The organism is Vibrio ostreae, assembly GCF_019226825.1.
In the GTDB taxonomy this organism is placed as follows: Bacteria; Pseudomonadota; Gammaproteobacteria; order Enterobacterales; family Vibrionaceae; genus Vibrio; species Vibrio ostreae.
In genome coordinates this window covers 1,805,271-1,831,822 of the sequence record NZ_CP076643.1, presented here as the reverse complement: position 1 = coordinate 1,831,822, position 26,552 = coordinate 1,805,271, and the positions used below count along the sequence as shown (strand labels likewise).

At 51.9% G+C, this 26,552-nt stretch carries 23 protein-coding genes; 4 read left to right on the top strand and 19 right to left on the bottom strand.

Features of this window, described 5'->3' with window-relative positions; genetic code table 11:
• Nucleotides 1–264: 264 nt before the first annotated feature.
• A complete protein-coding gene (locus KNV97_RS14450) occupies nucleotides 265–1,317 on the top strand; it encodes an efflux RND transporter periplasmic adaptor subunit (protein ID WP_218562191.1) in 1,053 nt (350 codons plus the stop codon).
• Nucleotides 1,317–4,430 (top strand): vibriobactin export RND transporter permease subunit VexH, encoded by a 3,114-nt coding sequence (gene vexH / locus KNV97_RS14445; protein ID WP_136487777.1) that lies wholly within the window; start codon nucleotides 1,317–1,319, stop codon nucleotides 4,428–4,430. The genes KNV97_RS14450 and vexH overlap by 1 nt, the downstream gene beginning before the upstream one ends.
• 92 nt (nucleotides 4,431–4,522) lie before the next feature.
• On the opposite strand, the gene KNV97_RS14440 is transcribed toward vexH, so the two are convergent.
• Entirely contained in the window at nucleotides 4,523–5,122 is a 600-nt protein-coding gene (locus KNV97_RS14440) for a YitT family protein (RefSeq protein WP_218562190.1), read from the bottom strand.
• Between the two features lie 428 nt (nucleotides 5,123–5,550).
• On the opposite strand from KNV97_RS14440, the gene glyA reads away from it, so the two are divergent.
• Complete coding sequence (gene glyA, locus KNV97_RS14435) at nucleotides 5,551–6,801, top strand: serine hydroxymethyltransferase (RefSeq protein WP_136487779.1); 1,251 nt, start codon at nucleotides 5,551–5,553, stop codon at nucleotides 6,799–6,801.
• A gap of 217 nt (nucleotides 6,802–7,018) precedes the next feature.
• Here the strand turns inward: glyA and KNV97_RS14430 are convergent, their stop codons facing one another.
• From KNV97_RS14430 to leuS, 13 genes are all read right to left on the bottom strand, one after another.
• Nucleotides 7,019–7,345, bottom strand: coding sequence for a hypothetical protein (locus tag KNV97_RS14430; protein WP_218562189.1), 327 nt, complete (start codon nucleotides 7,343–7,345; stop codon nucleotides 7,019–7,021).
• A 155-nt stretch (nucleotides 7,346–7,500) separates the two neighbouring features.
• Complete coding sequence (gene lipA, locus KNV97_RS14425; protein WP_136487781.1) at nucleotides 7,501–8,466, bottom strand: lipoyl synthase; 966 nt, start codon at nucleotides 8,464–8,466, stop codon at nucleotides 7,501–7,503.
• Complete coding sequence (gene lipB, locus KNV97_RS14420; RefSeq protein WP_136487782.1) at nucleotides 8,463–9,125, bottom strand: lipoyl(octanoyl) transferase LipB; 663 nt, start codon at nucleotides 9,123–9,125, stop codon at nucleotides 8,463–8,465. Before lipB ends, lipA begins: the two co-directional genes overlap by 4 nt.
• Nucleotides 9,126–9,319: 194 nt before the next feature.
• Nucleotides 9,320–9,598, bottom strand: coding sequence for a DUF493 family protein YbeD (ybeD, locus tag KNV97_RS14415; protein WP_136487783.1), 279 nt, complete (start codon nucleotides 9,596–9,598; stop codon nucleotides 9,320–9,322).
• Nucleotides 9,599–9,738: 140 nt separating this feature from the next.
• Nucleotides 9,739–10,914 (bottom strand): serine hydrolase, encoded by a 1,176-nt coding sequence (locus KNV97_RS14410; protein WP_136487784.1) that lies wholly within the window; start codon nucleotides 10,912–10,914, stop codon nucleotides 9,739–9,741.
• Between the two features lie 94 nt (nucleotides 10,915–11,008).
• The gene (locus KNV97_RS14405; protein WP_136487829.1) at nucleotides 11,009–11,797 is read right to left on the bottom strand and encodes a septal ring lytic transglycosylase RlpA family protein; all 789 of its coding nucleotides are present in this window, start codon (nucleotides 11,795–11,797) and stop codon (nucleotides 11,009–11,011) included.
• Nucleotides 11,798–11,799: 2 nt separating this feature from the next.
• The gene (gene rodA / locus KNV97_RS14400; protein WP_136487785.1) at nucleotides 11,800–12,921 is read right to left on the bottom strand and encodes a rod shape-determining protein RodA; all 1,122 of its coding nucleotides are present in this window, start codon (nucleotides 12,919–12,921) and stop codon (nucleotides 11,800–11,802) included.
• On the bottom strand, nucleotides 12,918–14,807 hold the full coding sequence (mrdA, locus tag KNV97_RS14395; protein ID WP_136487786.1) for a penicillin-binding protein 2: 1,890 nt from the start codon (nucleotides 14,805–14,807) through the stop codon (nucleotides 12,918–12,920). Before mrdA ends, rodA begins: the two co-directional genes overlap by 4 nt.
• Nucleotides 14,808–14,813: 6 nt before the next feature.
• Nucleotides 14,814–15,284 carry a 23S rRNA (pseudouridine(1915)-N(3))-methyltransferase RlmH gene (rlmH, locus tag KNV97_RS14390; protein ID WP_136487787.1) on the bottom strand — a complete coding sequence of 157 codons (471 nt, stop codon included), beginning with the start codon at nucleotides 15,282–15,284 and terminating at the stop codon, nucleotides 14,814–14,816.
• 1 nt (nucleotide 15,285) lies between these two features.
• Complete coding sequence (gene rsfS, locus KNV97_RS14385) at nucleotides 15,286–15,603, bottom strand: ribosome silencing factor (RefSeq protein WP_218562188.1); 318 nt, start codon at nucleotides 15,601–15,603, stop codon at nucleotides 15,286–15,288.
• A 66-nt stretch (nucleotides 15,604–15,669) separates the two neighbouring features.
• A complete protein-coding gene (gene holA, locus KNV97_RS14380) occupies nucleotides 15,670–16,695 on the bottom strand; it encodes a DNA polymerase III subunit delta (protein ID WP_218562187.1) in 1,026 nt (341 codons plus the stop codon).
• A gap of 8 nt (nucleotides 16,696–16,703) precedes the next feature.
• Nucleotides 16,704–17,306, bottom strand: coding sequence for an LPS-assembly lipoprotein LptE (locus KNV97_RS14375; protein ID WP_136487790.1), 603 nt, complete (start codon nucleotides 17,304–17,306; stop codon nucleotides 16,704–16,706).
• Nucleotides 17,307–17,414: 108 nt separating this feature from the next.
• Nucleotides 17,415–19,991, bottom strand: coding sequence for a leucine--tRNA ligase (gene leuS / locus KNV97_RS14370; protein ID WP_218562186.1), 2,577 nt, complete (start codon nucleotides 19,989–19,991; stop codon nucleotides 17,415–17,417).
• Between the two features lie 122 nt (nucleotides 19,992–20,113).
• Here leuS and KNV97_RS14365 point away from each other — a divergent pair, with 122 nt between their 5' ends.
• On the top strand, nucleotides 20,114–20,584 hold the full coding sequence (locus KNV97_RS14365) for a zinc ribbon-containing protein (RefSeq protein WP_218562185.1): 471 nt from the start codon (nucleotides 20,114–20,116) through the stop codon (nucleotides 20,582–20,584).
• A gap of 123 nt (nucleotides 20,585–20,707) precedes the next feature.
• Here the strand turns inward: KNV97_RS14365 and lnt are convergent, their stop codons facing one another.
• The 5 genes from lnt to miaB form a co-directional block, all read right to left on the bottom strand.
• Nucleotides 20,708–22,240 carry an apolipoprotein N-acyltransferase gene (gene lnt / locus KNV97_RS14360; RefSeq protein WP_218562184.1) on the bottom strand — a complete coding sequence of 511 codons (1,533 nt, stop codon included), beginning with the start codon at nucleotides 22,238–22,240 and terminating at the stop codon, nucleotides 20,708–20,710.
• A gap of 44 nt (nucleotides 22,241–22,284) precedes the next feature.
• On the bottom strand, nucleotides 22,285–23,184 hold the full coding sequence (gene corC, locus KNV97_RS14355) for a CNNM family magnesium/cobalt transport protein CorC (protein WP_136487794.1): 900 nt from the start codon (nucleotides 23,182–23,184) through the stop codon (nucleotides 22,285–22,287).
• A gap of 77 nt (nucleotides 23,185–23,261) precedes the next feature.
• Nucleotides 23,262–23,726 (bottom strand): rRNA maturation RNase YbeY, encoded by a 465-nt coding sequence (gene ybeY / locus KNV97_RS14350; protein ID WP_218562183.1) that lies wholly within the window; start codon nucleotides 23,724–23,726, stop codon nucleotides 23,262–23,264.
• Nucleotides 23,723–24,832, bottom strand: coding sequence for a PhoH family protein (locus KNV97_RS14345; protein ID WP_136487796.1), 1,110 nt, complete (start codon nucleotides 24,830–24,832; stop codon nucleotides 23,723–23,725). The genes ybeY and KNV97_RS14345 overlap by 4 nt, the downstream gene beginning before the upstream one ends.
• A gap of 127 nt (nucleotides 24,833–24,959) precedes the next feature.
• On the bottom strand, nucleotides 24,960–26,384 hold the full coding sequence (gene miaB / locus KNV97_RS14340; RefSeq protein ID WP_136487797.1) for a tRNA (N6-isopentenyl adenosine(37)-C2)-methylthiotransferase MiaB: 1,425 nt from the start codon (nucleotides 26,382–26,384) through the stop codon (nucleotides 24,960–24,962).
• Nucleotides 26,385–26,552 lie beyond the last annotated feature (168 nt).

Sequence of the window (26,552 nt, the reverse complement as noted above, 5' to 3'; positions counted from 1 at the left end):
TCTTATTCTCTACCGGAATAAGCTTAAGTGACGTTTTCCCAACTCGTCGCTCAAGTGCGGAGCGCATATTATCAAACTCGCTCTCTCTGTAAACCCTTTTTTTATGTTTTTGAATCGAATGCTGGCTTTTTCGTCAAAGAAGCTAATAAAACAGCATTTTGGCGCGGATTGCTTACAGTTTTGCCAGCTATCTTTACGTTAGTTGACGTTAAAAAAAAGATTAGCGGTTACAATATAATAAGATTCAATATATCGATCATTATTATGAAAAAAACAACTCGTCTATTTGTTACCCTACTTACTGCCCTTACTGTTCAGCCGTTGTCTGCCTTCGGGGCCTCGCGCGCTATACCTGTGGTGATTGAAAGCGTAGAGGCACACCCGGTTTCTCAATCACTGTCACTGGTCGGCAAGCTAAAAGCGGATCAATCGGTTGATATTGCCCCGGAAGTGACCGGTAAAGTCGATATTATCGCGGTGAAAGCCAATCAGCAGGTCAAAAAAGATCAACTGCTGGTCCAGTTCAATGATGATAAAGCGCGTGCAGCGGTGACCGAAGCCGCGGCGTATCTGCGTGATGAGCAGCGTAAACTGCGCGAGTTTGAGCGACTGGTGAAGCGCAACGCCATTACCCAGACCGAAATTGACGCCCAGCGCGCCAGCGTCGAAATCGCCCAGGCGCGTCTCAACGCTGCCCAGGCCAATCTGGAAGATCTGCGTATTACCGCGCCGTTTAGCGGCACGGTCGGTTTTATCGATTTCAGCCGCGGCAAACTGGTCAGTGCCGGCGAAGAATTGCTGACTCTCGATAACCTTGCTCTGATGCAGCTCGATTTACAGGTGCCGGAGCGTTATCTCTCCAAGTTACAGAAAGACATGAAAGTGCTCGGGCGCACCAATGCGTGGCCGGGTGAGATGTTTGAAGGCCACGTGGTGGCGATTGATTCGCGCATCAATCAGGAAACGCTTAACCTGCGGGTCCGGATTCATTTCGCGAATCCGCAAGGCTTACTCAAACCTGGCATGCTGTTGTCGGCCCAACTTGATTTTGCCCCGATCAATGCGCCAATCATTCCGGTTCAAGCGCTTGAATACTCTGGCACTAAGCGTTATGTGTATGTGGTTGGTGACGACAACATCGTCAGCCGGCGTGAAGTGCATCTCGGCGCGCGAATCGAGAATGAAGTGGTGATTGAAGATGGTTTGGAAATTGGCCAGCACATTGTGGTGCAGGGCATCGTCAATATGCGAGATGGCGCGACCATTACAGAAGTGGATGTCTCCGGTCAACCGGTGACAAAAGAGGGTGAACTGTAATGTGGCTGTCTGATGTCTCGGTAAAAAGACCGGTTGCAGCGGTCGTACTGAGTATGCTGCTGTGCGTGTTCGGTATGGTTTCCTTTTCCAAACTCGCAGTGCGTGAGATGCCGGATATTGAAAGTCCGGTGGTGTCGATTTCAACCCGTTATGAAGGCGCTTCGGCGACCATCATCGAAAACCAGATTACTTCCGTGCTGGAAGACCAGTTGGCGGGCATCAGCGGGATCGATGAAATCACCTCGATTACCCGTAACAGCATGTCTCGGATTACGGTGACATTTGAGCTCGGTTATGACCTCAATACCGGCATCAGTGATGTGCGTGATGCGGTGGCCCGTGCCCAGCGCTGGTTACCGGATTCGGCTGATGATCCGGAAGTGTTTAAGAATAACGGCTCCGGTGAAGCTTCGGTTTACATTAACCTCAGTTCGACCGTGATGGACCGTACTCAACTGACCGATTATATCGACCGGGTACTGATTGATCGTTTCAGTCTGATCTCCGGAGTCAGTTCGGTCGATGTGTCCGGCGGTTTGTACAAGGTGATGTATGTGCGCCTCAAGCCTGAGCTGATGGCGGGGCGGGGCGTTACGACCTCCGATATTGCCGATGCACTAAACCGCGAAAACCTCGAGAGCCCGGGTGGTGAAGTGCGCAACGACTCGACCGTGATGTCGGTGCGCACTGCGCGTAGTTACCAGAAACCCGAAGACTTTCAGGATCTGGTGGTCAAGCATGCCAGCGGACGCAGCCCGATTTATCTGCGTGACGTGGCCGATGTGTTTATTGGGGCCGAGAACGAAAACTCGACCTTTAAGAGCGATGGCGTGGTCAACGTCAGTATGGGCATCGTTCCGCAGTCTGATGCTAATCCGCTCGATGTCGCTGATCGGGTCCATGCTGCGGTGGCTAACATTCAGCAGTTCCTGCCGGAAGGGACCCGCCTGGCGATTGACTATGACTCGACGGTGTTTATTGACCGTTCGATTGAAGAGGTGTTCAGTACCCTGTTTATTACCGGCGCACTGGTGATTCTGGTGTTGTACATTTTTATTGGTCAGGCGCGCGCGACGTTAATTCCGGCAGTGACGGTACCGGTGTCACTGATCTCCTCATTTATTGCCGCTTACTATTTTGGTTTTTCTATCAACCTGATCACTTTGATGGCGCTGATCCTGTCGATTGGACTGGTGGTGGATGACGCGATAGTGGTGATGGAGAATATCTACCACCATATTGAACAGGGCGAGAAGCCCTTGCTAGCCGCTTTCAAAGGGGCGCGTGAAGTGGGATTTGCGGTAATCGCGACCACCATGGTGCTGGTGATGGTGTTTTTGCCGATTTCGTTTATGGATGGCATGGTCGGCCTGTTGTTTACCGAGTTCTCCGTGCTGCTGGCGATGTCAGTGATATTCTCCTCCCTGATTGCTCTGACCCTGACGCCGGTACTGGGCAGTAAAATTCTGCGCGCCAATGTGAAATCCAACCGCTTTAACCGCGCGGTCGATCATCTGTTCAGCAAGCTTGAGTCGGGGTATCGCGCCTGGCTGGCGCATGCCCTGAACCTGAAGTGGGCCGCTCCATTGGTGATCCTGGCCTGTATCGGTGGTAGTTACGGTTTGAATCAAATGGTACCGGCTCAATTGACGCCATCGGAAGATCGCGGGGTGATTTTTGCGTTTGTGCGTGGCGCGGATGCGACCAGTTATAACCGCATGGCGGCCAACATGGATCTGGTTGAAGAGCGTCTGATGCCGATGCTCGGACAGGGGTTTCTCAAGTCATTCAGCATTCAGTCGCCGGCGTTTGGCGGTAATGCCGGCGACCAGACCGGTTTTGTCATCATGATTCTGGAAGACTGGAAAGAGCGTACTGTGACTGCTCAGAACGGGTTAGGCCTGGTGCGGCAGGCGCTGGCCGGTATTCCGGATGTGCGGGTGTTCCCGTTTATGCCCGGTTTCCGCGGCGGCTCAAACGAGCCGGTCCAGTTTGTTCTCGGAGGCTCGGATTACGCTGAGTTGCAAAAATGGGCCGACGTGATGGAAGAGCAGGCGCGTCAGTCCGGTGTGATGACCGGGGTGGATACTGACTATTCGGAAAAAACGCCCGAGCTGGTGGTGACGGTGGACCGTCAGCGCGCAGCTGAGCTCGGTATCAGTGTACAGGATATTTCCGATACTCTGGAAGTGATGCTGGGTGGTAAGAGTGTGACTACGTTCCTGGAACGTGGTCAGGAGTACGATGTTTATCTGCGTGGTGATGAGAACAGCTTTAATAATGCGACCGATCTGACGCAAATCTATATGCGTACCTCATCTGGTGATCTGGTGACGCTGGATACGGTGACCAAAATCGACGAAGTGGCATCATCGATTCGCCTCTCGCACTATAACAAGCAGAAATCGATCACGATTACTGCCAACCTGGCCGATGGGCATACCTTAGGTGACGCGCTCGATTTTCTCGATCAGCAGGCGATCAAGCAACTGCCGAGCGATATCTCCATCAGTTACTCCGGTGAGTCGAAAGATTTTAAAGAAAACCAGTCCAGTGTGGCGGTGGTGTTTGCTCTGGCTTTGCTGGTGGCTTATCTGGTGCTGGCGGCGCAGTTTGAAAGCTTTATCAACCCTCTGGTGGTGATGTTTACCGTCCCGATGGGCGTGTTTGGCGGCTTTATCGGCCTTTATCTGATGGGTCAGGGCATGAACATCTACAGCCAGATCGGCATGATCATGCTGATTGGTATGGTGACCAAAAACGGTATTCTGATCGTTGAGTTTGCCAACCAGCTGCGTGACCGTGGTCTGGCCTTTGAAAAGGCGGTAGTCGATGCGGCGGCAAGACGTTTACGCCCGATCCTGATGACGGCGTTTACCACGCTGGCTGGCTCAATACCGCTGATCCTCTCTACTGGTGCCGGTTATGAGAGCCGGGTATCGGTGGGTACGGTGATTTTCTTTGGCATGGGCTTCTCAACCCTGGTGACCCTGTTTGTGATACCGGCGATGTACCAGTTAATTGCCCGCTCAACGGCGGCGCCTGGTCATGTGGAAGCCGAGCTGCAACGTGAACTGGGGTATGATGTCCGCTCGCGTTCAACTCATGAGTAATCTTGCTCTGCGTGAGCCTTGCACAAGGTAGCCGTCATGGTGTCATCAATGAGCCCGCGTAATGCGGGCTCATTGCTCTGCGCAGCAGGGCGCTAACGATAGGTGACAATATAGCGTTTGGGTTTATGGTTCATTGCCAGCACCAGGTTGAGCATCACGGCACCAAAAATGGAGGTGAGGATGGTCTGCCCTGGAACGAAGAACATCGAGACCGCCAGGATCACGCAATCCATCGCCATCTGGCTTTTCCCCACCGGAATCGAAAATTTATCGTCGATATACAGGCACAGTACGTTAAAGCCGCCGATACTGGCGCGATGACGAAACAGAATCAGCATCCCTAGCCCCATCAGGACGCCGCCAGCCAGTGCGCAGAATGCCGGCTCGGCATTGCTGAAGCTGATAACCAGTGCAAGATGGTCGGTCAATACTGATACCAGTGCACCACACATTGCGCTGTTGATGGCAAATTGGTGGCCGAAACGCTTCCAGGCCAGCAGATAAAACGGACTGTTAATTAAAAAGAACAGCCAGCCGAACGACAGAGGCAGGATTTGACTGAGTAATAAAGCCAGTCCTGCAGCGCCTCCGGTTAATAACTGACCGGCCTGGAGTAAGAATACTCCCTGGGCAACCAGGAAGGTACCGGTCAGCATCGCGATCCAATCTTCTTTACGTGTGTGTTTTTCCATCAACTTTAAATTTTAGTGGCCGATAATGCTCCGGATAGTAAAGAAAAGCTGATCATTTCGGTAGCGAGGCGGGGAAATTTGAGGTAAACCTATGTAATTAACGCTTTACAGGGTGTAAAGCATAAAATTGACACTTTGACGAAGCAGACTGTGAGGCGGGTCTACGTGGTGGGGCGGAACTCCTTCTGGAGCACGCTTTTTATGCTATGGTGGGCCTTAACCCGAAGTCAGGAACACTTCCTTTGCGGGAAGATAAAACACTTCGTCTGTCATTATGAAAAAACTGCATGATATTTTCTGCAATTTGGACTTTAAGCAACAGATCAAATTATGTAGAATGCGCGCCATTAGAGTGACGAAAACGTTTGCGTTGGGTTCATTGTGCAGTTTTTTGCCAATTTCAGTACAATCTGAGTCAGGAGATACAGATGCTAAAGCGTGATATGAATATCGCTGATTATGATGCGGAGCTATTCGCAGCAATCCAAGAAGAAACTCTTCGCCAAGAGGAACACATTGAGCTAATCGCTTCCGAGAACTACACCAGCCCGCGTGTCATGGAAGCGCAAGGTTCTCAGCTGACTAACAAATACGCTGAAGGTTACCCAGGCAAGCGTTACTACGGCGGCTGTGAGTACGTCGACAAAGCAGAATCTTTGGCTATCGACCGTGCGTGTCAGCTGTTTGGCTGTGAATACGCCAACGTTCAGCCTCACTCTGGCTCTCAGGCAAACAGCGCAGTTTACATGGCTCTGCTGAATCCGGGCGATACAGTTCTGGGTATGAGCCTGGCGCACGGTGGGCACCTGACTCACGGTTCACCAGTTAACTTCTCTGGTAAGCACTACAACGTCATTCCTTACGGTATCGACGAAAGCGGCCAAATCAACTACGACGAAATGGAAGCGCTGGCTCTGGAGCACAAACCGAAGATGATCATCGGTGGCTTCTCTGCTTACTCACAAATCGTTGACTGGAAACGCATGCGTGAAATCGCAGATAAAGTGGATGCGTACCTGTTTGTCGACATGGCGCACGTAGCGGGTCTGATTGCTGCGGGTGTATACCCGACTCCAATCCCTCACGCACACGTTGTGACTACGACAACTCACAAAACACTGGCTGGCCCACGTGGCGGTTTGATCCTGTCAAACGCTGGTGAAGAGATGTACAAAAAGCTGAACTCAGCGGTATTCCCTGGTGGTCAGGGTGGCCCTCTGATGCACGTGATCGCTGGTAAAGCCGTCGCGTTCAAAGAAGCGATGGAACCTGAATTCAAAGCATACCAACAGCGTGTCGTACAAAACGCGAAAGCTATGGTTGCTCAGTTCCAGGAGCGCGGTTACAAGATCGTCTCTAACGGTACTGAAAACCACCTGTTCCTGGTTGATCTGATTGATAAAAACATCACAGGTAAAGAAGCAGACGCCGTTTTGGGTGCAGCAAACATCACTGTCAACAAAAACTCAGTGCCAAATGACCCACGCAGCCCGTTCGTGACTTCTGGTATCCGTGTTGGTACTCCGGCGATCACTCGTCGTGGTTTCACTGAGCAAGATGCGAAGAACCTGGCTGACTGGATGTGTGACGTTCTGGACAACATCAACGATGAGTCTGTGATCGAAGCAACCAAACAGAAAGTTCTGGAAATCTGTAAACGTCTGCCAGTTTACGCTTAAGTGCCGATAAGCCAGTTACGCTAACGCGTAAATGAGCCCATCTACGTTAAAGGCCTGCATGATGCAGGCCTTTTTTATATCTTTTTTAAGTACCGGTACTGAGGTTGATTCAATACAGGTGCTTCAGTGGCGCTGATTATGTCCGTCGCCCGGACAGATGTGTCATAGACAACATGTCCCATAGACAAAACGTATCACGGGCAGATAGCACGCCGGATTACTTGGCAATGCTCAGCAGAGTGCCGGATTTACATTTGAACAGATAGTAGCTGTTGCTTTCGCTGAATTTACCCAGTCCTTCACCATCACAGTAGTCGATATTAATATCACGCATGGTTTCTAGTGTACTCTCTTGCTGCAGGGCGAATTTAGCGCCGTCGGCACAGACAATCCGCACCCGTCCGTCGTCACTGAGTGAGTAGATGTTCACTTCTGTGTTGCACAGTTCAAACGAGGCTTCGCGATAGTTGTCCTGTGTGGTATTCGACGCACAGCCGGATGCTGTCGCCACTGCTACCATAGCCAGCAGGCTCAGTTTGGTCATTCTGGTCATCCTTACAGGACATCATGTCCGTATATACATAGTTGCGCAAAGTGTAGACTATTTTCTCTGCCCATCTCAAGCGCTGTCGTTGCCGGCTGATGTGCAGAAATAAAAAAACCGGCGTTTAAGCCGGTTTTTAAAGCAAAGGCGGGAAATTATTTGACTTCCATGCCTTTCGCTTGCAGATCCGCATGGTAAGACGAACGGACGAACGGGCCACAGGCCGCGTGAGTGAAGCCCAGCTCCAGTGCGATGTCTTTCAGCTCATCAAACTCCGATGGCGGCACATAGCGTTCTACCGGCAGGTGGTGACGGCTCGGAGCCAGATACTGACCCAGAGTCAGCATAGTCACACCGTGAGCGCGCAGATCTTTCAGTACTTCGACGATCTCTTCTTTGGTTTCGCCCAGACCCATCATCAGGCCTGATTTGGTCGGAACGTCCGGATGCATCTCTTTGAACTTACGCAGCAGTTCCAGTGACCATTTGTAGTTGGCACCAGGGCGCGCTTTACGGTACAGGCGCGGTGCAGTTTCCAGGTTGTGGTTGAATACATCTGGCGGGTTATCTTTTAGCAGATCCAGCGCCACATCCATACGACCACGGAAGTCAGGAACCAGGGTTTCAATGCGGATTTCAGGGTTCAGAGCACGGATCTCGCGGTTGCAGTCCGCGAAGTGCTGAGCACCGCCGTCACGCAGGTCATCACGATCCACTGAGGTGATCACCACGTATTTCAGCTTCATGTCCTTGATGGTCTGAGCCAGTTTGTGCGGCTCTTGTGCATCCGGAGTCAGAGGACGGCCATGGGCAACGTCACAGAATGGACAACGACGGGTACAGATAGCACCCAGAATCATAAAGGTTGCAGTACCGTGGTTAAAACATTCGGCCAGGTTAGGGCAGGATGCTTCTTCACACACAGAATGGAGATTATTTTTGCGCATTGCTGACTTGATGTCCTGAATACGCTGACTGTCCGCAGGCAGTTTGATTTTCATCCATTCCGGTTTACGCAGGATTTCTTTCTGCTCGGCAGGCATGTTTTTAACTGGAATTAATGCCATTTTGTCGGCGTCACGGTATTTTACGCCTTTTTCCATTTGGATTGGTTTGCTCATGCTTTCTTACCTATGACAGGTGCTTCAGTGCTGAATTCTACTTGTTCGTAACCAAACAGGCTGACGAGTTCTTTTATGAGTTGTTGCTCGACGTCCGCGATATCACCCGGGCCGCCTAAATCGCTCACTTGCACCATTTGCATACCTTGGTAACCGCATGGGTTGATACGCTGAAAAGGAGAGAGGTCCATGTTGACGTTGAGCGCTAAACCATGGAACGAACAGCCTTTACGAATTCTAAGACCGAGTGAGCAGATTTTTTTACCATCGACATAAACGCCAGGAGCATCCGGGCGCGCGGCAGAGTCGATATTGTAAGCTTTTAACGTGTTAATTACGAGGTTCTCAATATCAGTGACGAGTTCTCGTACTCCGAGGCTCTTACGACGCAGATTAATCAGGAAGTAAGCGACGATCTGACCGGGACCGTGATAAGTCACCTGGCCGCCACGATCACTTTGTACAACCGGAATGTCACCAGTGTTGAGAAGGTGTTCGGCTTTACCGGCCTGACCCTGGGTGAACACCGGGTTGTGTTCGACAAGCCATACTTCATCGCAGGTGCTGTCATCGCGTTGATCGGTAAAGTCATGCATTGCCTGCCAAACAGGATGGTAATCCTGTCGACCTAATCGTCTGACAACAAGCTGGTTATCCATCGTAGAAGTCCGTCAGTGATATATAAAGTGCTGGGATTATAAACGTGTTCAGCGTTTTGAACTACAGATCGAAGCACTATTTTTGACCCTGAAATTTATGTAACTATTTTAATTTATTGATAAATAAACAAAAAGCAGCCAGTGGCTGCTTTCAAAAAAAATTGAATATATCAAATAAATCCAGATTGAGCCGCTTACAGTACCATGCGTACGATTTCAATATCGCCCAGCTCTTTGTACAGCACTTCTACCTGCTCAATTGAAATTGCAGTGATAGTCACTGACACTGAGTGGTAGTTGCCTTTGCCGCTTGGTTTGACGCGTGGGCTGTAATCACCTGGAGCATGGCGCTGAATAACTTCCAACACAAGCTCTGGCAGCTCAGGTTTCGCATGACCCATCACTTTGTAAGTAAACGAGCATGGGAACTCTAGCAGGTCTTTCAATTTTGCATCAGAGTTGATGGTCAACATATTGGAAACTCCAAGTTTGGTATTCAATAACGGTGTCGAATAGTACAGCCTATTGACAGCGATCTCAAGTCACGCAAAAAAGCCGCCTGCTGGCGGCTTTGTCTGACAGGTTTACACCTTACGGCTCACTGCCGGTCGGTTTAGAACAAGCCTTTGAATAGCAGGACAATGTAGTCCCACAGACGGCTGAACATGCTACCTTCTTCGACGTTTTCCAGCGCCAGCAGAGGACGTTGTGCTACATCTTCACCGTTTACCTGGTAGTACAGAGTACCGACTTTTTCGCCTTTCTGGATAGGAGCTTTCAGCTCTTTTTCCAGCACGAAGCTGGCAGTCAGATCTTTCGCCTGGCCGCGTGGCAGAGTGACGTAAGTGTCTTCGCCTACACCCAGAGCAACCGTTGACTTGTCACCCATCCATACTTTTTCGTTGACGAAAGTTTCGCCCGCTTTGTGTGGTTCAACGGTTTCAAAGAAACGGAAGCCGTAGCTCAGTAGCTTTTTGCTCTCTGATTTACGTGCGTTCATGTCTTTGGTGCCCATAACAACGGCAACCAGACGCATCTTGCCTTCGGTTGCCGAGCTGACCAGGTTAAAACCTGCGTTGGTGGTGTGACCGGTTTTGATGCCGTCCACGTTCATGCTTTTATCCCACAGCAGACCGTTACGGTTGTACTGAGTGATGCCGTTGTAAGTGAATTTCTTCTCTGAGTAGATTTTGTACTCGTTCGGAACGTCACGGATCAGAGCCTGACCAAGCAGCGCCATGTCGTAAGGCGTGGTGTACAGGTCCGCGTTGTCCAGGCCGTGCACGTTGGCAAAGTGGGTATCTTTCATACCCAGGCTGCTGCCCCAGGCGTTCATCAGATCGACGAACGCATCTTCTGAGCCGGCAATGTGTTCTGCCATTGCGACACAGGCGTCGTTACCTGACTGAACAATGATGCCCTGGTTCAGATCGCGTACTTTGACCGTCGTGCCGACTTCGATGAACATCTTTGATGATTCCGGGAAGTTCTTCGCCCAGGCATTACGGCTGATAGTGACGTCATCATCGTTAGAAATGTTACCGCGCTTCAGTTCCTGGCCGATGACGTAGCTGGTCATCATTTTGGTCAGGCTGGCTGGAGACAGCTTGGTATTCATTTCTTTCTGGGCAAGAACTTTGCCTGAATGATAGTCCATCAGTACAAAACCTTTTGCCGCGATCTGTGGCGCATCTGGAATTACGACAGGAGAAGCGTTAGCTGTGCTGGTGAACGTAGCGGAAAGCGCAATTGAAGACGCTAAAACAGAATTTAGGATGGTTTTTTTCATGATGAATGCGAATTGTTTAATTAATTGTTCGTTATATTAACAGAAACGACTTCTCAAACCAGACCTGACCAATCAGGTCGGGCTTGGGATGCCATTATTGCGTGACTGAGTGCTTTTTAATAAAGGCAGTATCGTACCCCAGAGCTTTCACCTTTTCGAGGGTGTCCTGTGTTTGTGTGTAATCACTGAACGGTCCCAGAAACAGGCGATGGCTTTGGTCAATACTCTCGACAAAACTTTGCACTGAAAGGCTTTGACCCATTTCTTGCGCTAAAGTTCGCACTCTTTGTTCATTTTGTGAAGATGCCACCTGAATGATGTACTGAGGTGCACCGGATTTCGGCTTGGCATCACTGCTTTTGTTGACGGCAATCACCTCGATCTCTACATTCGCGGTGCCGGCCTGAACCACACCGATTTTATACGCTGCGGCATAACTTAAATCTATGATGCGCCCGGAGTGGAAAGGGCCGCGGTCATTGACCCGCACCACGGTCGATTTGCCATTATCCAGATTGGTCACTTTGACATAACTCGGCAGCGGCAGGGTTTTATGCGCAGCGCTCATTGAGTACATGTCATAAATTTCGCCGTTTGAGGTCAGGTGACCATGAAACTTTTTACCGTACCAGGACGCTTTGCCGCGCTGTTTAAAGCCCGACGTCTGTTTTTCAATCTGATAATTGACACCGCGTAGGGTGTAATCTTTGTTGCCTCCGAGACTGTACGGTTCGTACTGCGGGTTGGCATCTTCAATATGATCGACCGACATTGGCGTATCAGGCGCCACATCATCGTCGATCTCGTAGCGCCCGGATGGGGTGGTACTACAGCCGGCCAGGATTGCGGCGCAGCAAAAGGTAACAAGGAGCTTGGAGTGCATCATTAGTTTGCCTTCGAAAACGCTTTTCTATGGGTATGGATTGACATCAGAATACCAAATCCTGCCATGAGGGTGACCATAGAAGTACCGCCATAGCTGATCAGTGGAAGAGGTACACCCACTACCGGCAAAATACCGCTTACCATCCCGATGTTTACAAACACATAAACAAAAAAGCTTAGCACAATACTGCCGGCCATCATGCGACCGAATGCGGTTTGTGCGTTGCTTGCCAGGTAGAGTCCGCGGCCAATAATAAATAAGTAAACTGCCAATAGCGCAAGAATGCCTATCATGCCCCATTCTTCGGCGATTACTGCAAAGATAAAGTCAGTATGTCGTTCAGGTAAGAATTCCAGGTTGGACTGGGTGCCGTGCAGCCAGCCTTTTCCGGAAATCCCGCCCGAACCGATAGCAATTTTACTCTGGATAATGTGGTAACCGGCACCGAGCGGGTCGGACTCCGGGTTAAACAGAGTACGTACCCGGGTTTTCTGATACTCGTGCATCAGGAAAAACCACAGCACCGGCACAAACGCACCGACCGCCATGGCCGCCGCGACGATAATTTTCCAGCTGATACCAGCCAGAAAGATAACAAACACTCCGGAGGCGGCGATCAGAATCGAGGTGCCGAGGTCGGGCTGTTTGGCGATCAGTATGGTTGGAAAGAACACCATGACAGCCGAAATCATCAGAGTCTGAAAACTCGGCGGCAGCGGACGCTTGCCGATATAGCGTGCCACCATCAAAGGCACCGCCAGTTTGAGTAATTCCGATGGCTGGAAACGGACAAAGCCCAAATTCAGCCAGCGCTGAGCACCTTTGGAGACTTCACCAAAAAACAGTACTCCCAGCAGCAGGATCACGCCGACAAAAAACAGTCCCGGTGCCAGGCGCTCGTAGGTACGCGGTGGCAACTGGGCCAAGCCGATCATCACTGCCAGCGCCAGCACCATACGCATTGCCTGACGATCCATCATCGCCAGGCTCTGGCCGCTGGCACTGTACATCACCACCAGGCCAAATCCCATCACGACCAGCAATCCCAGCAGCAGCGGCAGGTCGATATGCAAGCGTTCGAAAAAGGCCCGGTTCCGGCCGGTAGAAGGATCGAGTTTCATTCCTGTTTTGCCTTATCGTCTTTCTTGAGAATAATGTGGTCAAAGATCTGTCTGGCAACCGGTGCACCATGACTTGAGCCGCCACCGGCGTTCTCCAGCACTATGGTGACAATCGCCTGCGGGTTATCGACCGGCGCAAAACTGGTGTACAGCGCATGGTCGCGCAGATGCTCGGCCAGTTCGTCGGCGTTATATTTCTGGCCTTCCGCCAGGCCAAATACCTGAGCAGTACCGGACTTACCGGCACTCTGGTATTCAGAGCCGTAAAAGGCGCGGCGTGCGGTACCACGGCTGCCGTGGTTGACCAGGTGCATGCCTTCGATGGCGATATTCCAGTATTTGTCCGGTACACCGGTGATCGGCGGATAGGTGGTGTATTCGGTCTCTTTCTGGGTCGAGAATTTGTCACCATTGTTGATGGTTGAACGCAGCAAGTGCGGCGCAATCACCTCACCGTGATGGACCAGCACCGAGGTCGCCTTAGCGATTTGCATCGGGGTCGCGGTCCAGTAACCCTGGCCGATACCCACCGGTATCGTGTCGCCCTGATACCAAGGCGTGCGGTGGCGGGCCATTTTCCACTCACGCGTAGGCATGTTAGCGGTACTTTCTTCGTGGATATCAATACCGGTGTAGTCGCCAAAGCCGAATTTCATCATCCAGGTCGACAGGCGGTCGATGCCCATGTCATACGCGACCTGATAAAAGAAAGTATCGACCGATTCTTCCAGTGCTTTGGTCACATTCACTGTACCGTGTCCCCAGCGGGACCAGTCACGGAACGGACGGGTTTTCGAGTTTGGAATGCGCCAGTAACCCGGGTCATTGCGGGTGGTGTTGGGTGTAATGACGCCTTCTTCCAGTGCCGACACCGCGATAAAGGGTTTGACTGTTGATGCTGGCGGATAAATCCCGAGAGTGGTGCGGTTAACCAGCGGGCGGTTTTTGTCGTTGAGCAGCGCGCTGTACGCCTTGCTTGAAATGCCGTGCACAAACGCATTCGGATCGTAGCTCGGACTCGATACCATGGCCAGTACGCCATTATCTTTCGGATCCAGCACCACGGCTGAGCCACGACGGCCTTCCAGCAGGTTATGCACATAGACTTGCAGATCGATATCGAGATTGAGGACGATATCTTTGCCCGGCGTAGGCGGAACGTATTTCAGAGTGCGGATGATACGGCCGCGGCTGTTGACTTCCACTTCCTGGTAACCGGCGGTGCCGTGCAGCACATCTTCGTAGTAACGTTCGATGCCGAGCTTACCGATATCACGCGTAGCCTGGTAGTTGGCTTCTTTGCCTTCTTGCTCAAGACGACGCATGTCGCGGTCATTGATTCGTGATACGTAACCGAGCACGTGGGTCAGCACTTCGCCGTACGGGTAGAAGCGCTTGAGGTTGGCTGTCACCGACACGCCGGGAAACTTGTACTGTTGAACGGAAAATTTGGCCACTTCCTGCTGAGTCAGCTGGGTCAGCAGCGGCACCGAATTAAAGCGGCGGGTTTGACGACGCTCTTTGTCAAACGCGGCGATTTGTTCCGGCGTGATTTGCAGAATCTGTTGTAAGCGCGTGATGGTGTCGTCCATGTCTTTGACTTTTTCCGGGATGATTTCCAGGTTAAAGACAGGGCGGTTTTCAGCCAGCAAAACACCGTTGCGGTCGTATATCAGGCCGCGGTTGGGAGCGATAGGGACGACTTTGATGCGGTTATCATTGGAACGGGTTTTATAATCCTGATACTGGTTCACCTGGATGTTGTACAGGTTGGCGACCAGTATCCCCATCATCAAGACAATGCCGACAAAAGATACAATAGCACGGTTACGAAATAACCGTGCTTCTGCCAGATAGTCTCGAATAGGGTTACGCTTACGTAACATCAGTCTCTATTCTCGGTGATAAGGGTGATTAGCGGTAATACTCCAGGCGCGGTACAGGCTTTCTGCCATCACAACTCGCACCAGTGGGTGGGGCAGGGTCAACGGTGATAATGACCAGCTCTGCTCTGCGGCGGCTTTACACGCCGGTGCCAGACCTTCCGGGCCACCAATCAGGATCGATACATCCCGGGCATCCAGTTTCCAGCTTTCCAGCTGTTGCGCCAGTTGTTCGGTGTCCCAACGCTTACCGGGAATGTCAAGAGTAACAATTCGGTTACCCTTTGGCACGGCTGCCAGCATGGCTTCGCCTTCTTTTTGCAGAATTCTTGCAATGTCGGCGTTTTTGCCCCGCTTACCGGCGCTGATTTCCACCAGTTCCAGTGGCATATCATGCGGGAAGCGGCGACGGTATTCCTGAAAACCCTCTTCGACCCACTTGGGCATTTTGGTGCCAACGGCGATCAGTTGAATCTTCACCTTAGCTCCAGAGTTTTTCCAGTTGGTACATCTCGCGCTGTTGTTCCTGCATCACGTGCAGCATGGTTGATCCCATATCGACCACGACCCATTCGCCTTCATTCTCGCCATCAATGCCCAGCGGTTCAATGCCGGCTTTTTTGGCTTCGCTGGCCACATGGTCAGCAATGGACGCAACGTGTCTTTTCGACGTCCCGGTACAGATGATCAGGTAATCGGTGACGCTGGATTTACCGATCACATCCAGGGTAATAATGTCGACCGCTTTCATGTCGTCGGCTTTGTCGGCAAGAAAGTCTTTGAGTTCTTCACGTTGCAAGGGAATGTTCCTCTGAAATAAATAACGATAACAAGATATGAAAAAAGCGCGGCACTATAGCACGCTTCAGGCAGGCAAGGGTAAGTTTGCCTGCGGAACACAGCACTCCAGGCTCAGTTGGTGTAATAACGGCCAGGGCGACTGTTCATATTGAGTTTTTGCCACAATTTCGCATTGGGCAAGTAAGCGCACCAGATGTTGCAGATGCTGCACTGACAGACGTTGCAGAGCGGCGGCGTATAACGGACGTTTGTTTTGCCAGATACGATATTTATCAAACAGGCTACCGATAGGCTGACTGTTCATCGCCTGGCGCATCTGCAGCAGCTGAAACAGCTCTTTTTGTGCTGTTCGCATCAGGATAATCGGCTCCACGCCTTCGGCCGCTTGCTGGCGCAATATGCGCTGAGCACGGTTGGCTTTGCCTTCCAGCAGCGCATCAATCCAGTGAAACGGTGTAAAGTGGTTATGGCGGCTGAGCGACTCTTCCAGTCTCACCAGAGTGAGCTGGCGATCCGGGTAAAGCAGGAGCAGTTTCTCCAGGCTCTGGGCCAGGGCAAACAGGTTACCTTCGTGCCACTGTGCCAGCATTTGAACCGCTTCGGCGTCGGGCTGTAAACCTAACGCCCGGCAGCGCGTGGTAACAAACTGGGGCAGGCGGCTGATGTCGGGCGTCAGGCAGTTGACCATCACGCCGTGCGCACTCAGCGCCTTAAACCAGGCGCTGTTTTCCTGCGCCCGGGTCGGTTTCGGACCGACGATGACCAGCAAAATATCCGGATTGAGGCTGTCAGCCAGCTTGGCCAGCTCTTTACCTGCGGCGGCATTCAGACCCGCCTCGGGAATTTCCAGCTCGATCAACTGACGGCTGGAAAACAGGCTCATTGACTGGCAGCAGTCATACACTTCGTTCCAGTCGAGGCTGGCATCGATCTGAAAACGATGTTTTTCCTCAAAACCCTGGCTGCGCGCCTGCTGTTCAATCGCGCTGCGCGATTCCTGAATCAGCAAAGGCTCGTTGCCGAACACCAGATAAACCGGCAGCAGCGACTTTTGCAGCGCGTCGGCCAGTTTGTCAGCATACAATCTCATCAGACTGCCTACTGAGTGTTGCCGGCAGCGGCTGGCTCTTGAACGGTGTTGACCTGGTAATCCGAATGGGTATCACCGGTTTGCGGATCGTCCATATGACCGGATTCGATCGAGGCTTTAAGACGTGCCATCTGACGCACAATCTGACTCGCGGCCAGTTTGCGCATTTCATCTTCAATCATGTCGCGTTCGACCGATTTTGCCAGTGCAGTCAGCGGGTTATCCAGGTAGCTGCGGGTCACGCTGGTGGAGAAGGTTTTTTCACCCAGCTCAGGAATAAGAACACGGTAAGAGGCGCGGAAGGTCAGCTCTTTTTCTGCCGTGCGTGCGTTTTGGTACAGCGACAGAGTGCGCTCGCTGATGCCTTCACTCAGCAGATGCAGGTTTGGCACATTTTCGCTCGGGCTGACCAGGGCGATTTCATTCAGGCGCAGCTGACCTTTCACTAAACGGGTAAAGGTGCTGTATTGGTCGTAACTGGTGACCGACATCGTGCTCAGTTCTTCCGGAACATCGTAGTCACCACGCAGGTGAAAACCGCAGGCACTGAGCAGGGAGGCGGTCAGAACAACCAGTGATAACTTCAATGTAGATGACAATGTCAAACGCATGGGGCTACTTTCTCATGAAATGGATTTACTTATCTCAGCCCACCACCATGATGGGCTGAGATAAGTAAACAGGGCCAAAGCCCTGTTTACAGACCGTCAGAGACGGAATTAGTTCGCAACGATGTTCAGCAGTTTGCCCGGAACATAGATAACTTTGCGAATGGTTTTGCCGTCGGTGAACTTCAGCACGTTTTCGTCTTTCAGACCAAGCTCTTCGACTTGCTCTTTCGTCGCGTCCGCCGCTACCGTCAGTTTGCCGCGCAGCTTACCGTTAACCTGCAGAACGATCAGTTTTTCGTCTTCAACCAGAGCCGCTTCATCGAAGGTTGGCCATGCCGCGCTGTCGATGTCTGCCTGACCCAGAGCATTCCACATTTCAAAACAGATGTGCGGTGCAATCGGGTACAGCATCAGCGTGATCGCTTTCAGTGCTTCATCCAGAATTGCACGATCCTGAGCCTCTTCCTGTGGTGCTTTCGCCAGCTTGTTCATCAGCTCCATGATCGCTGCAATTGCGGTGTTGAAGGTCTGACGACGGGCAATATCATCGGTCACTTTGGCGATGGTTTTGTGGACATCACGACGCAGCGCTTTCTGGTCTGCGTTCAGTGCTGCCGCGTCAACCGCGCCGGCTGCGCCTTTCTCTGCGTGCTCACGCACCAGTTTCCAGACGCGTTTCAGGAAGCGGTTGGCACCTTCAACGCCTGATTCCTGCCACTCCAGCGTCATATCCGCCGGTGAAGCAAACATCATGAACAGACGTACGGTGTCTGCACCGTATTTGTCGACCATTTCCTGCGGGTCGATACCGTTGTTTTTCGACTTAGACATTTTGATCATGCCTGAGTGTGCAACGTTGCGGCCTTCGCCGTCGACAGCAGAAGCGATGCGCCCTTTCGCGTCACGTTCTACTTTCACTTCCGTCGGAGAAACCCACTCTTTGGTGCCTTTCTCGTTGGTGTAGTAGAACGCATCGGCCAGCACCATACCCTGGCACAGCAGCTGTTTAAATGGCTCGTCAGAAGTCACATACCCGGCATCACGCAGCAGTTTGTGGAAGAAACGTGAGTACAGCAGGTGCATACACGCGTGCTCGATACCACCGATGTACTGGTCAACCGGCAGCCAGTAGTTCGCTTTTTCCGGATCCAGGATGTCATCGGCTTGCGGGCTACAGTAGCGCGCGTAGTACCAAGACGATTCCATGAAGGTATCGAATGTGTCGGTTTCACGCAGAGCCGGTTCACCGTTAAAGGTGGTTTTCGCCCACTCTTTGTCCGCTTTGATCGGGCTGGTGACGCCGTCCATTACCACATCTTCCGGCAGAATGACCGGCAGCTGGTCAGCCGGAACCGGATGAACTTCACCGTCTTCAGTGGTGACCATCGGGATTGGCGCACCCCAGTAACGCTGACGGGATACACCCCAGTCGCGCAGACGGAAATTAACGGTTTTGACCCCTTTACCTTCTGCTTCCAGTTTGGCTGCGATCGCATCGAACGCGGCCTGGAATTCCAGACCATCGAACTCACCTGAGTCAAACAGCACACCTTTCTCGGTGTACGCTTCAGCCGAAATGTCCAGCTCGCTGCCGTCAACGGGTTTGATGACCGGGATGATCTCCAGGTTATACTTAGTGGCGAACTCGTAGTCACGCTGGTCGTGGGCAGGTACTGCCATCACCGCGCCTGTACCGTAGTCCATCAGCACGAAGTTAGCCACGTAAACCGGTACTTCACGACCATTCAGCGGGTGAATCGCCGTCAGGCCGGTTGCCATGCCTTTCTTCTCCATCGTCGCCAGTTCAGCCTCAGCGACTTTGGTGTTTTTACATTCTTCGATGAAAGCCGCCAGTTCAGGGTTGCTCTGAGCCGCTTTCGTTGCCAGCGGGTGACCGGCAGCGATGCCGACGTACGTCACACCCATCAGGGTGTCCGGACGTGTGGTGTACACTTCCAGATCCTGCGCCTGATCTTTGACTGCAAACTTAAGTTCCACACCTTCAGAGCGGCCAATCCAGTTGCGCTGCATGGTTTTCACCATTTCCGGCCAGCCATCCAGATTATCCAGATCATCCAGCAGCTCTTGCGCGTATGCCGTGATCTTGATGAACCACTGCGGGATTTCTTTTTGCTCTACCGGGGTATCACAACGCCAGCAGCAGCCGTCTTCAACTTGTTCGTTGGCCAGAACGGTCTGGTCGTTCGGACACCAGTTAACGGAAGACGTCTTCTTATAAACCAGGCCTTTCTCGTACAGCTTGGTGAAGAACTCTTGTTCCCAACGGTAGTATTCCGGACGACAGGTCGCAAATTCGCGGTTCCAGTCGTAGCCAAAACCCAGCAGTTTGAGCTGGTTTTTCATGTATTCAATATTTTCGTAGGTCCACGGCGCTGGCGCAGTGTTGTTTTTGACTGCAGCGTTTTCTGCCGGCAGACCGAAAGCATCCCAGCCGATTGGTTGCATGACGTTTTTGCCTTGCAGACGCTGGAAACGAGAGACCACATCACCGATAGTGTAGTTACGCACGTGACCCATATGCAGACGGCCACTTGGGTACGGGAACATTGAGAGACAGTAGAATTTTTCTTTATTTGGGTCTTCACTTACAACAAAGGTCTTGTTGTCGTCCCAATGCTGTTGAACTTTTTGTTCAATATCTTGCGGGTTGTATTGCTCTTGCATCGATGATATCCGGTTATCTTGGAATTTGTGAGTTCAGTTTGAACAGATACTAATAGATCGTCATAGAATACCTAAAGCAAGGGAGCACAACAATAGCCAATCGGGTTTGATAGAGGTGACATATGCCAAAACAAAAAACGGGTTACGAGGCTTTAGTTGAAGAGGTGGTCGAAACCCTCAAGAAGAGTCCGCAAGAAGTCGATCATATTCTGGACACTTCCGGCAAAGTCGTGGCCGCCGCCAATGACCTGACCAAAGATGAGCTGGCGCTGATTTCCGCTTACATAAAAGCTGACCTTAAAGAGTTCGCTGACAGTTATGAAGAGGAAAAAAGCAGCCCGTTTTATCTGATGATCACCAACTCCATCTGGCAGGGCCTGCTGGATATTACCGATCGCACCAAAGTGGAGTGGGTCGAGCTGTTTCAGGATCTCGAGCATCAGGGGTTGTACAAAGCCGGGGACATGATTGGACTGGGCGTGTTGGTGTGCGACAGCTGCGGCCATCGGATGGAATACAATCACCCGACCGAAATTGTCCCTTGTACCCGCTGCGGCGCGACCGCTTTCAGTCGTCAGCCGTTTAAGCCTTAGCACTTGCTCGTGCGGACACCGAGCCTGATGTCCTGACAAGAGCCTGGTGATACGACAAGAATCCGTTCCGGTAACACGCAAAAACACTAAGAGCCCCGACGGGGCTCTTAGTGTTTTTGATGGTCAGCTATCTGCATCAGGATGGTGACGGCGGCGTTGCAGCAACAGGCCGGCCAGCATAGCCAGGGCAGTCCACATATACAGCGGCCAACTGCCCAGAGCATGATATGGCGTCTGGCCACGGGTCGGCACCAGTTCGGCACGCAGCACGCCGGTCTCAAACTGCGGGATTTGGGCGGTGATTTGACCACGGTAGTCAGTCACAGCGGTCACGCCGTTATTAGTGGCACGAATCAGCGGTTTACCCAGTTCCAGCGCGCGCATACGAGCAATTTCCATATGTTGTAACGGGCCAATCGAGCGGCCAAACCAGGCATCGTTGGACAGGGTGAGCAGGAAGTCGGTGTCGTCGGTGGTGTTGGCACGTACCTGCTCGTTGAAGATGATTTCGTAACACAGTGCTGGCGTCAGGGCATGGCCACTGGCGATAATATTCGGTTGGATATAGTCACCCGCGGTAAATGAAGACATCGGCAGGTTGAAGAACGGCGCCAGCGGACGCAGCAGGTCTTCAAACGGAACAAACTCACCAAATGGCAACAGGTGATGCTTATGGAAACGCCGGGACACATCGTACTGGTATTCGCCTTGTGGGGTATCACCCAGGGCCAGCACGCTATTGTAATACTGCTTGTCATCGGTCTGATTCAGAATGCCGGTGATGATGGTACTGTGGTTGAGGCGTGCTGCCGCATCAAGGTTGTGCAGGTAGGAAGTCAGCTCAAACTCGAAGGCCGGCACGGCGGCTTCCGGCCAGATAATAATGTCCGCATCCCAGTTTTCACGGGTGAGGTCGGTGTACTTCATAATGGTTGGCCAGCGTTCGCTTGGCAGCCATTTACGTGCCTGAGGTATGTTGCCCTGAATCAAGGCTACCTTGGTGGTTTTGTCCGTGTCCGGTTTGACCCAGCGCGCGGCATTGAGCCCGTAGCCGGCAGCAAAGATAACCGCCGGGATCAGCAGCAGGGTTTTACTTTTACTCAGTAGCGTCAGGGCCAGTGCGCCAGCGGACAGCATCACCATCAGCGTCAGCAGTTCCACCCCGCCGAGCGGCGCGTAATTGGCGAGCGGACTGTCTATCTGACTGTAACCAAGCCACAACCATGGAAAGCCGGTCATCACCCAGCCGCGTAACCAGTCACTGACCAGCCAGAGCGCGGGAGCGGCAAGTAATAAGCGGCCACGACCCGAGGTCGGGAAAAAGCGATTGAGCGCCCAGGCGAACAGCGCCGGATAGATAGCCAGGTAGCCGACTAACAGTAACATCAGGGACACACTGGCGATTTTGGGCATACCACCAAAGGTATCAATGCTGATATGAACCCAGTTAATACCGATGCCAAACTGTCCCAGGCCCCAGCAATAGCCAATCAGCGCAGCGCCTTTGACGGATTGTTTATGGAGCAGCAATAACAGCAGCAGCGGGCTGAGAATGGCCACAGGCCAGAGTTGATAAGGAGCGAAAGCCAGGGTAGTGAGGGCGCCAACAAAAGCGGCCGCAAGCGGCCGCATAAGGCGATGAATTGTATTCGTCATCTGCAACTTTTCTGATGCTCTTACCGAAGTAAGAGAGATTTGAACTACTCTTCGCTGATCTCCGGAAGAGCTTCCATATCGGGGATGGTTACCTGAAGTTGAACCACGCGACGATTATCAGCAGCCGTTACCTTGAAGTTGTAGCGATCGATTTCCACGATTTCACCACGACTTGGCAGGTGGCCAAAGGCCGTCATCACCAGGCCGCCTACCGTATCCACTTCTTCATCACTGAAGCGGGTACCGAAGGTATTGTTGAATTCTTCGATGGTGGTCAGCGCCTTCACCGCATAGGTGTGTTTGCTGAGCTTACGAATATCCAGTTGCTCTTCATCGTCGGTTTCGTCTTCGATATCGCCAACGATTTCTTCCAGAATATCTTCAATGGTCACCAGGCCGGAAACCCCCCCGAACTCATCTACGACAATCGACATGTGATATCGTTCCTCACGGAACTCTTTCAGCAGACGATCGACGCGTTTGCTTTCAGGCACCACCACCGCCGGGCGGATCACTTCTTCGATGTCAAACGGGGAGCTGTTCGAGCCTAAGTATTTGAGTAAGTCCTTCGCAAGCAGAATGCCTTCCACATGGTCTTTGTCTTCGCTGATGACCGGATAACGCGAATGCTGCGCATCGGTAATCAAGGCGACCAGCGAGTCCAGGTTATCGGTACGCTCGACGGTGACCATTTGTGAGCGGGGAATCATGATGTCACGAACCCGCATTTCGGCAATTTCCATAACCCCTTCCAGCATATCGCGGGTGTCATGGTCAATCAGGTCATTGACTTCAGAGTCGCGGATCACGTCAACCAGTTCCTGACGATCCTTGGGTTCTCCCTGAAATAACTGACCTAGGCGCTCAAAGAAGGACTTTCTACTCGGACCGTCCGATTTTTCTTTGTTTCCTTCGGAAGAATAGGGCGAATTATCTTCGTTCATTGTTTCTCTATTCGGTAACGCTATCAGATGTGTGATAGCTCACATTAAGTTAACCGCGCCGTTATGGCAGCGGAAAACTAGATTTTATCGGCCAGATATGGGTCTTCAAACCCCATTTTCTGCATGATTTCTGTTTCGAGGGACTCCATCTCTTCAGCTTCGTCATCCTCGATATGGTCATAACCTAGCAGATGAAGACTGCCATGTACAACCATATGGGCCCAGTGTGCTAGCAGAGGCTTATTTTGCTCTTCTGCTTCGCGTTCAACGACCTGGCGGCAAATCACCAGATCACCGAGCAAATCCATTTCGATACCGGGCGGCACTTCGAACGGAAAAGACAGCACGTTGGTGGACTTATCTTTGCCGCGGTATTCGAGGTTGAGCTGGTGGCTCTCTTGTTCATCGACGATGCGCACCGTCACTTCAGCCTGAGGCTGAAACGGCGTGACGGCTGCACTCAGCCAGGTGGCAAAATCGTCACACGACGGCAGCCCGGTTTCATCCTCGACGGCCAGTTGTAAATCAAGTTCGATACTCATGACTCACCAGACTCTTCCAGGGCGCTTGAGCTTGTCAGCTCAGCTTTCTGCTGCTCGAGCAGTTTAGATTCACGCTCTTCACGACGGCGTTTCTCGTACTCTTTACGCTCTTTCTGATCCTGGGCTTCCCACTTCTCATAGGCGTTGACGATACGAGCCACCACTGGGTGACGCACAACGTCGTCGGCGAGGAAGAAGTTGAAGCTGATCTCCTCGACTTCGCTCAGTACTTCGATTGCATGGCGCAGGCCCGATTTAGCACCGCGTGGCAAGTCGATCTGGGTCACGTCACCTGTGATGACAGCGCGCGAGTTAAAGCCGATCCGGGTCAGGAACATTTTCATCTGTTCGACGGTGGTGTTCTGGCTTTCGTCGAGAATGATAAACGCATCGTTCAGGGTACGGCCGCGCATGTAAGCCAGCGGAGCCACTTCAATGACGTTACGTTCAATCAGTTTTTCAACCCGTTCAAAGCCGAGCATCTCAAACAGCGCATCGTAGAGCGGACGCAGGTAAGGGTCGACTTTCTGGCTCAGGTCACCGGGCAGAAAGCCCAGTTTCTCACCCGCTTCAACCGCCGGACGAGTCAGCAGAATGCGACGGATTTCCTGACGTTCCAGGGCATCAACCGCTGCTGCAACCGCCAGGTAGGTTTTACCGGTACCGGCCGGGCCAATACCAAAACTGATATCGTGGGTCACCATGTTGACCAGGTACTGAGCCTGATTTGGCGTACGTGGCTTGATGATGCCTTTTTTGGTTTTGACAAACACTTCTTTGCCGTGCGTAACCAGCTCCGATTCGGTGCTCTGTTCCAGTACGCCGGACTCTTTGATTGCCAGATGGATCTGATCCGGTTCAATGTCGGCGATTTGGCCGCGGACCGGCGCAGTGTCGACATACAGAGTCTTCAGAATGTCGAGCGCGGCAGTCGCAGTATGTGCTTTACCTACAATCGTGAAGTAGTTACTACGGTGGTTGATTTCAACGCCTAAACGACGTTCTAAATGCTTGATGTTGTCATCGAAAGGACCGCACAGACTGGCAAGACGGCGGTTATCGGAAGGTTCGAGATCTATCTCTAAAGTAACGATTTTATTGCTCAATTTAACCTCTCAGTATGTCATTTTCAGACGCCCGATTTTGACCGGGCGTCTCATGACAGTGTATACCCAAGTCAGCACGAAATGCGAGTTTCTGCGCGAAATCTTGCCGGTCTTGGGTTACTGAAACTTAAGGAGTAAACGTAGCTACTCCCAGCTCATCTTCACGGCGTGTTTTCGCCATCATTTCTGAAGGAGAAGTCACGACACGCAAGTTCATCTCTTTTTCTGTTCTTACGAGTTCACCGCGCAAAGAGTTCGGGAACACATCAACAATGTTGACATCGACAAACTGGCCAATCAGCTCAGCCGGTCCTTCGAAGTTTACTACACGGTTGTTTTCGGTACGACCACGAAGTTCCATCAGGTTTTTCTTCGACGGACCTTCAACCAGAATACGTTGCTGGGTACCCATCATCAGGCGTGAGTAACGCATCGCCTGGCTGTTGATCTGCTGTTGCAGCTCGTACAGACGTGCTTTCTTGGTCTCTTCCGTCAGATCACAAGGGTAATCCGCTGCTGGTGTTCCCGGGCGAGGCGAGAAGATAAAGCTAAAGCTCATATCGAAATCGACATCGCGGATCAGTTTCATGGTGTCCTGGAAGTCTTTGTCAGATTCGCCGGGGAACGCAACGATAAAGTCAGAACTGATCTGAATATCCGGACGCGCTTTACGCAGCTTACGGATAATAGACTTGTATTCGATACCGGTGTGCGGACGTTTCATCATGGTCAGGATACGGTCACTACCGCTTTGCACCGGCAGGTGCAGGAAGCTCACCAGCTCAGGGGTGTCTTCGTATACAGCGATGATGTCGTCAGTGAACTCCAGCGGGTGGCTGGTGGTGAAACGAATACGGTCAATACCATCGATTGACGCAACCAGACGCAGCAGCTCGGCAAATGAACAAATTTCACCGTCATGCATCGGGCCGCGGTAAGCGTTTACGTTCTGACCCAGCAGGTTGACTTCACGTACGCCTTGCTCTGCCAGTTGCGCAATTTCATACAGCACGTCATCCATCGGGCGGCTGACTTCTTCACCACGGGTGTAAGGTACCACACAGTAAGTACAGTACTTAGAACAGCCTTCCATGATAGAGACGAAAGCGGTCGGGCCTTCAGCACGCGGCTCTGGCAGACGGTCGAATTTTTCGATTTCCGGAAAGGAGATATCCATCACCGGTGCATGATCTGACTGAGATTGTTTGATCATCTCTGGCAGACGGTGCAGAGTTTGCGGGCCAAAAATAACATCGACAAACGGTGCGCGGTCACGGATATGATCGCCTTCCTGAGTCGCGACACAGCCACCCACGCCAATTACGACGCCTGGCTTTTTGTCTTTCAGTGTTTTCCAGCGGCCCAGCTGGTGGAATACTTTCTCTTGCGCTTTTTCGCGAATCGAACAGGTATTAAGTAGAAGTACGTCTGCTTCCTCTGGCTCTTCAGTTAGCTCATAGCCGTTCGCAGCGTTAAGCAGGTCGGCCATTTTTGATGAATCGTACTCATTCATCTGGCAGCCCCAGGTTTTGATTAGCAGTTTTTTACTCATGTTCTTCGCTCGGTCGTTAGTTTAAATTAAGGGAGCAAATCGCCCAGTGTTTCCAGTGACGTCTGGATATTTTTGCCAGACTTGGTTAAAAATTAGCCACCACTTGGGTGCTAAGCGGCGTATTGTACTGGTTTCAACCGGAGCTGACCAGTCATTCTCACCCCCCAG

Excerpts from the sequence above, each read along its gene's own strand:
- KNV97_RS14450 (WP_218562191.1), top strand. The coding sequence starts at position 265 with ATGAAAAAAACAACTCGTCTATTTGTTACCCTACTTACTGCCCTTACT.
- vexH (WP_136487777.1), top strand. The coding sequence starts at position 1,317 with ATGTGGCTGTCTGATGTCTCGGTAAAAAGACCGGTTGCAGCGGTCGTA.
- KNV97_RS14440 (WP_218562190.1), bottom strand. The coding sequence starts at position 5,122 with ATGGAAAAACACACACGTAAAGAAGATTGGATCGCGATGCTGACCGGT.
- glyA (WP_136487779.1), top strand. The coding sequence starts at position 5,551 with ATGCTAAAGCGTGATATGAATATCGCTGATTATGATGCGGAGCTATTC.
- KNV97_RS14430 (WP_218562189.1), bottom strand. The coding sequence starts at position 7,345 with ATGACCAAACTGAGCCTGCTGGCTATGGTAGCAGTGGCGACAGCATCC.
- lipA (WP_136487781.1), bottom strand. The coding sequence starts at position 8,466 with ATGAGCAAACCAATCCAAATGGAAAAAGGCGTAAAATACCGTGACGCC.
- lipB (WP_136487782.1), bottom strand. The coding sequence starts at position 9,125 with ATGGATAACCAGCTTGTTGTCAGACGATTAGGTCGACAGGATTACCAT.
- ybeD (WP_136487783.1), bottom strand. The coding sequence starts at position 9,598 with ATGTTGACCATCAACTCTGATGCAAAATTGAAAGACCTGCTAGAGTTC.
- KNV97_RS14410 (WP_136487784.1), bottom strand. The coding sequence starts at position 10,914 with ATGAAAAAAACCATCCTAAATTCTGTTTTAGCGTCTTCAATTGCGCTT.
- KNV97_RS14405 (WP_136487829.1), bottom strand. The coding sequence starts at position 11,797 with ATGCACTCCAAGCTCCTTGTTACCTTTTGCTGCGCCGCAATCCTGGCC.
- rodA (WP_136487785.1), bottom strand. The coding sequence starts at position 12,921 with ATGAAACTCGATCCTTCTACCGGCCGGAACCGGGCCTTTTTCGAACGC.
- mrdA (WP_136487786.1), bottom strand. The coding sequence starts at position 14,807 with ATGTTACGTAAGCGTAACCCTATTCGAGACTATCTGGCAGAAGCACGG.
- holA (WP_218562187.1), bottom strand. The coding sequence starts at position 16,695 with ATGAGATTGTATGCTGACAAACTGGCCGACGCGCTGCAAAAGTCGCTG.
- KNV97_RS14375 (WP_136487790.1), bottom strand. The coding sequence starts at position 17,306 with ATGCGTTTGACATTGTCATCTACATTGAAGTTATCACTGGTTGTTCTG.
- leuS (WP_218562186.1), bottom strand. The coding sequence starts at position 19,991 with ATGCAAGAGCAATACAACCCGCAAGATATTGAACAAAAAGTTCAACAG.
- KNV97_RS14365 (WP_218562185.1), top strand. The coding sequence starts at position 20,114 with ATGCCAAAACAAAAAACGGGTTACGAGGCTTTAGTTGAAGAGGTGGTC.
- lnt (WP_218562184.1), bottom strand. The coding sequence starts at position 22,240 with ATGACGAATACAATTCATCGCCTTATGCGGCCGCTTGCGGCCGCTTTT.
- corC (WP_136487794.1), bottom strand. The coding sequence starts at position 23,184 with ATGAACGAAGATAATTCGCCCTATTCTTCCGAAGGAAACAAAGAAAAA.
- ybeY (WP_218562183.1), bottom strand. The coding sequence starts at position 23,726 with ATGAGTATCGAACTTGATTTACAACTGGCCGTCGAGGATGAAACCGGG.
- miaB (WP_136487797.1), bottom strand. The coding sequence starts at position 26,384 with ATGAGTAAAAAACTGCTAATCAAAACCTGGGGCTGCCAGATGAATGAG.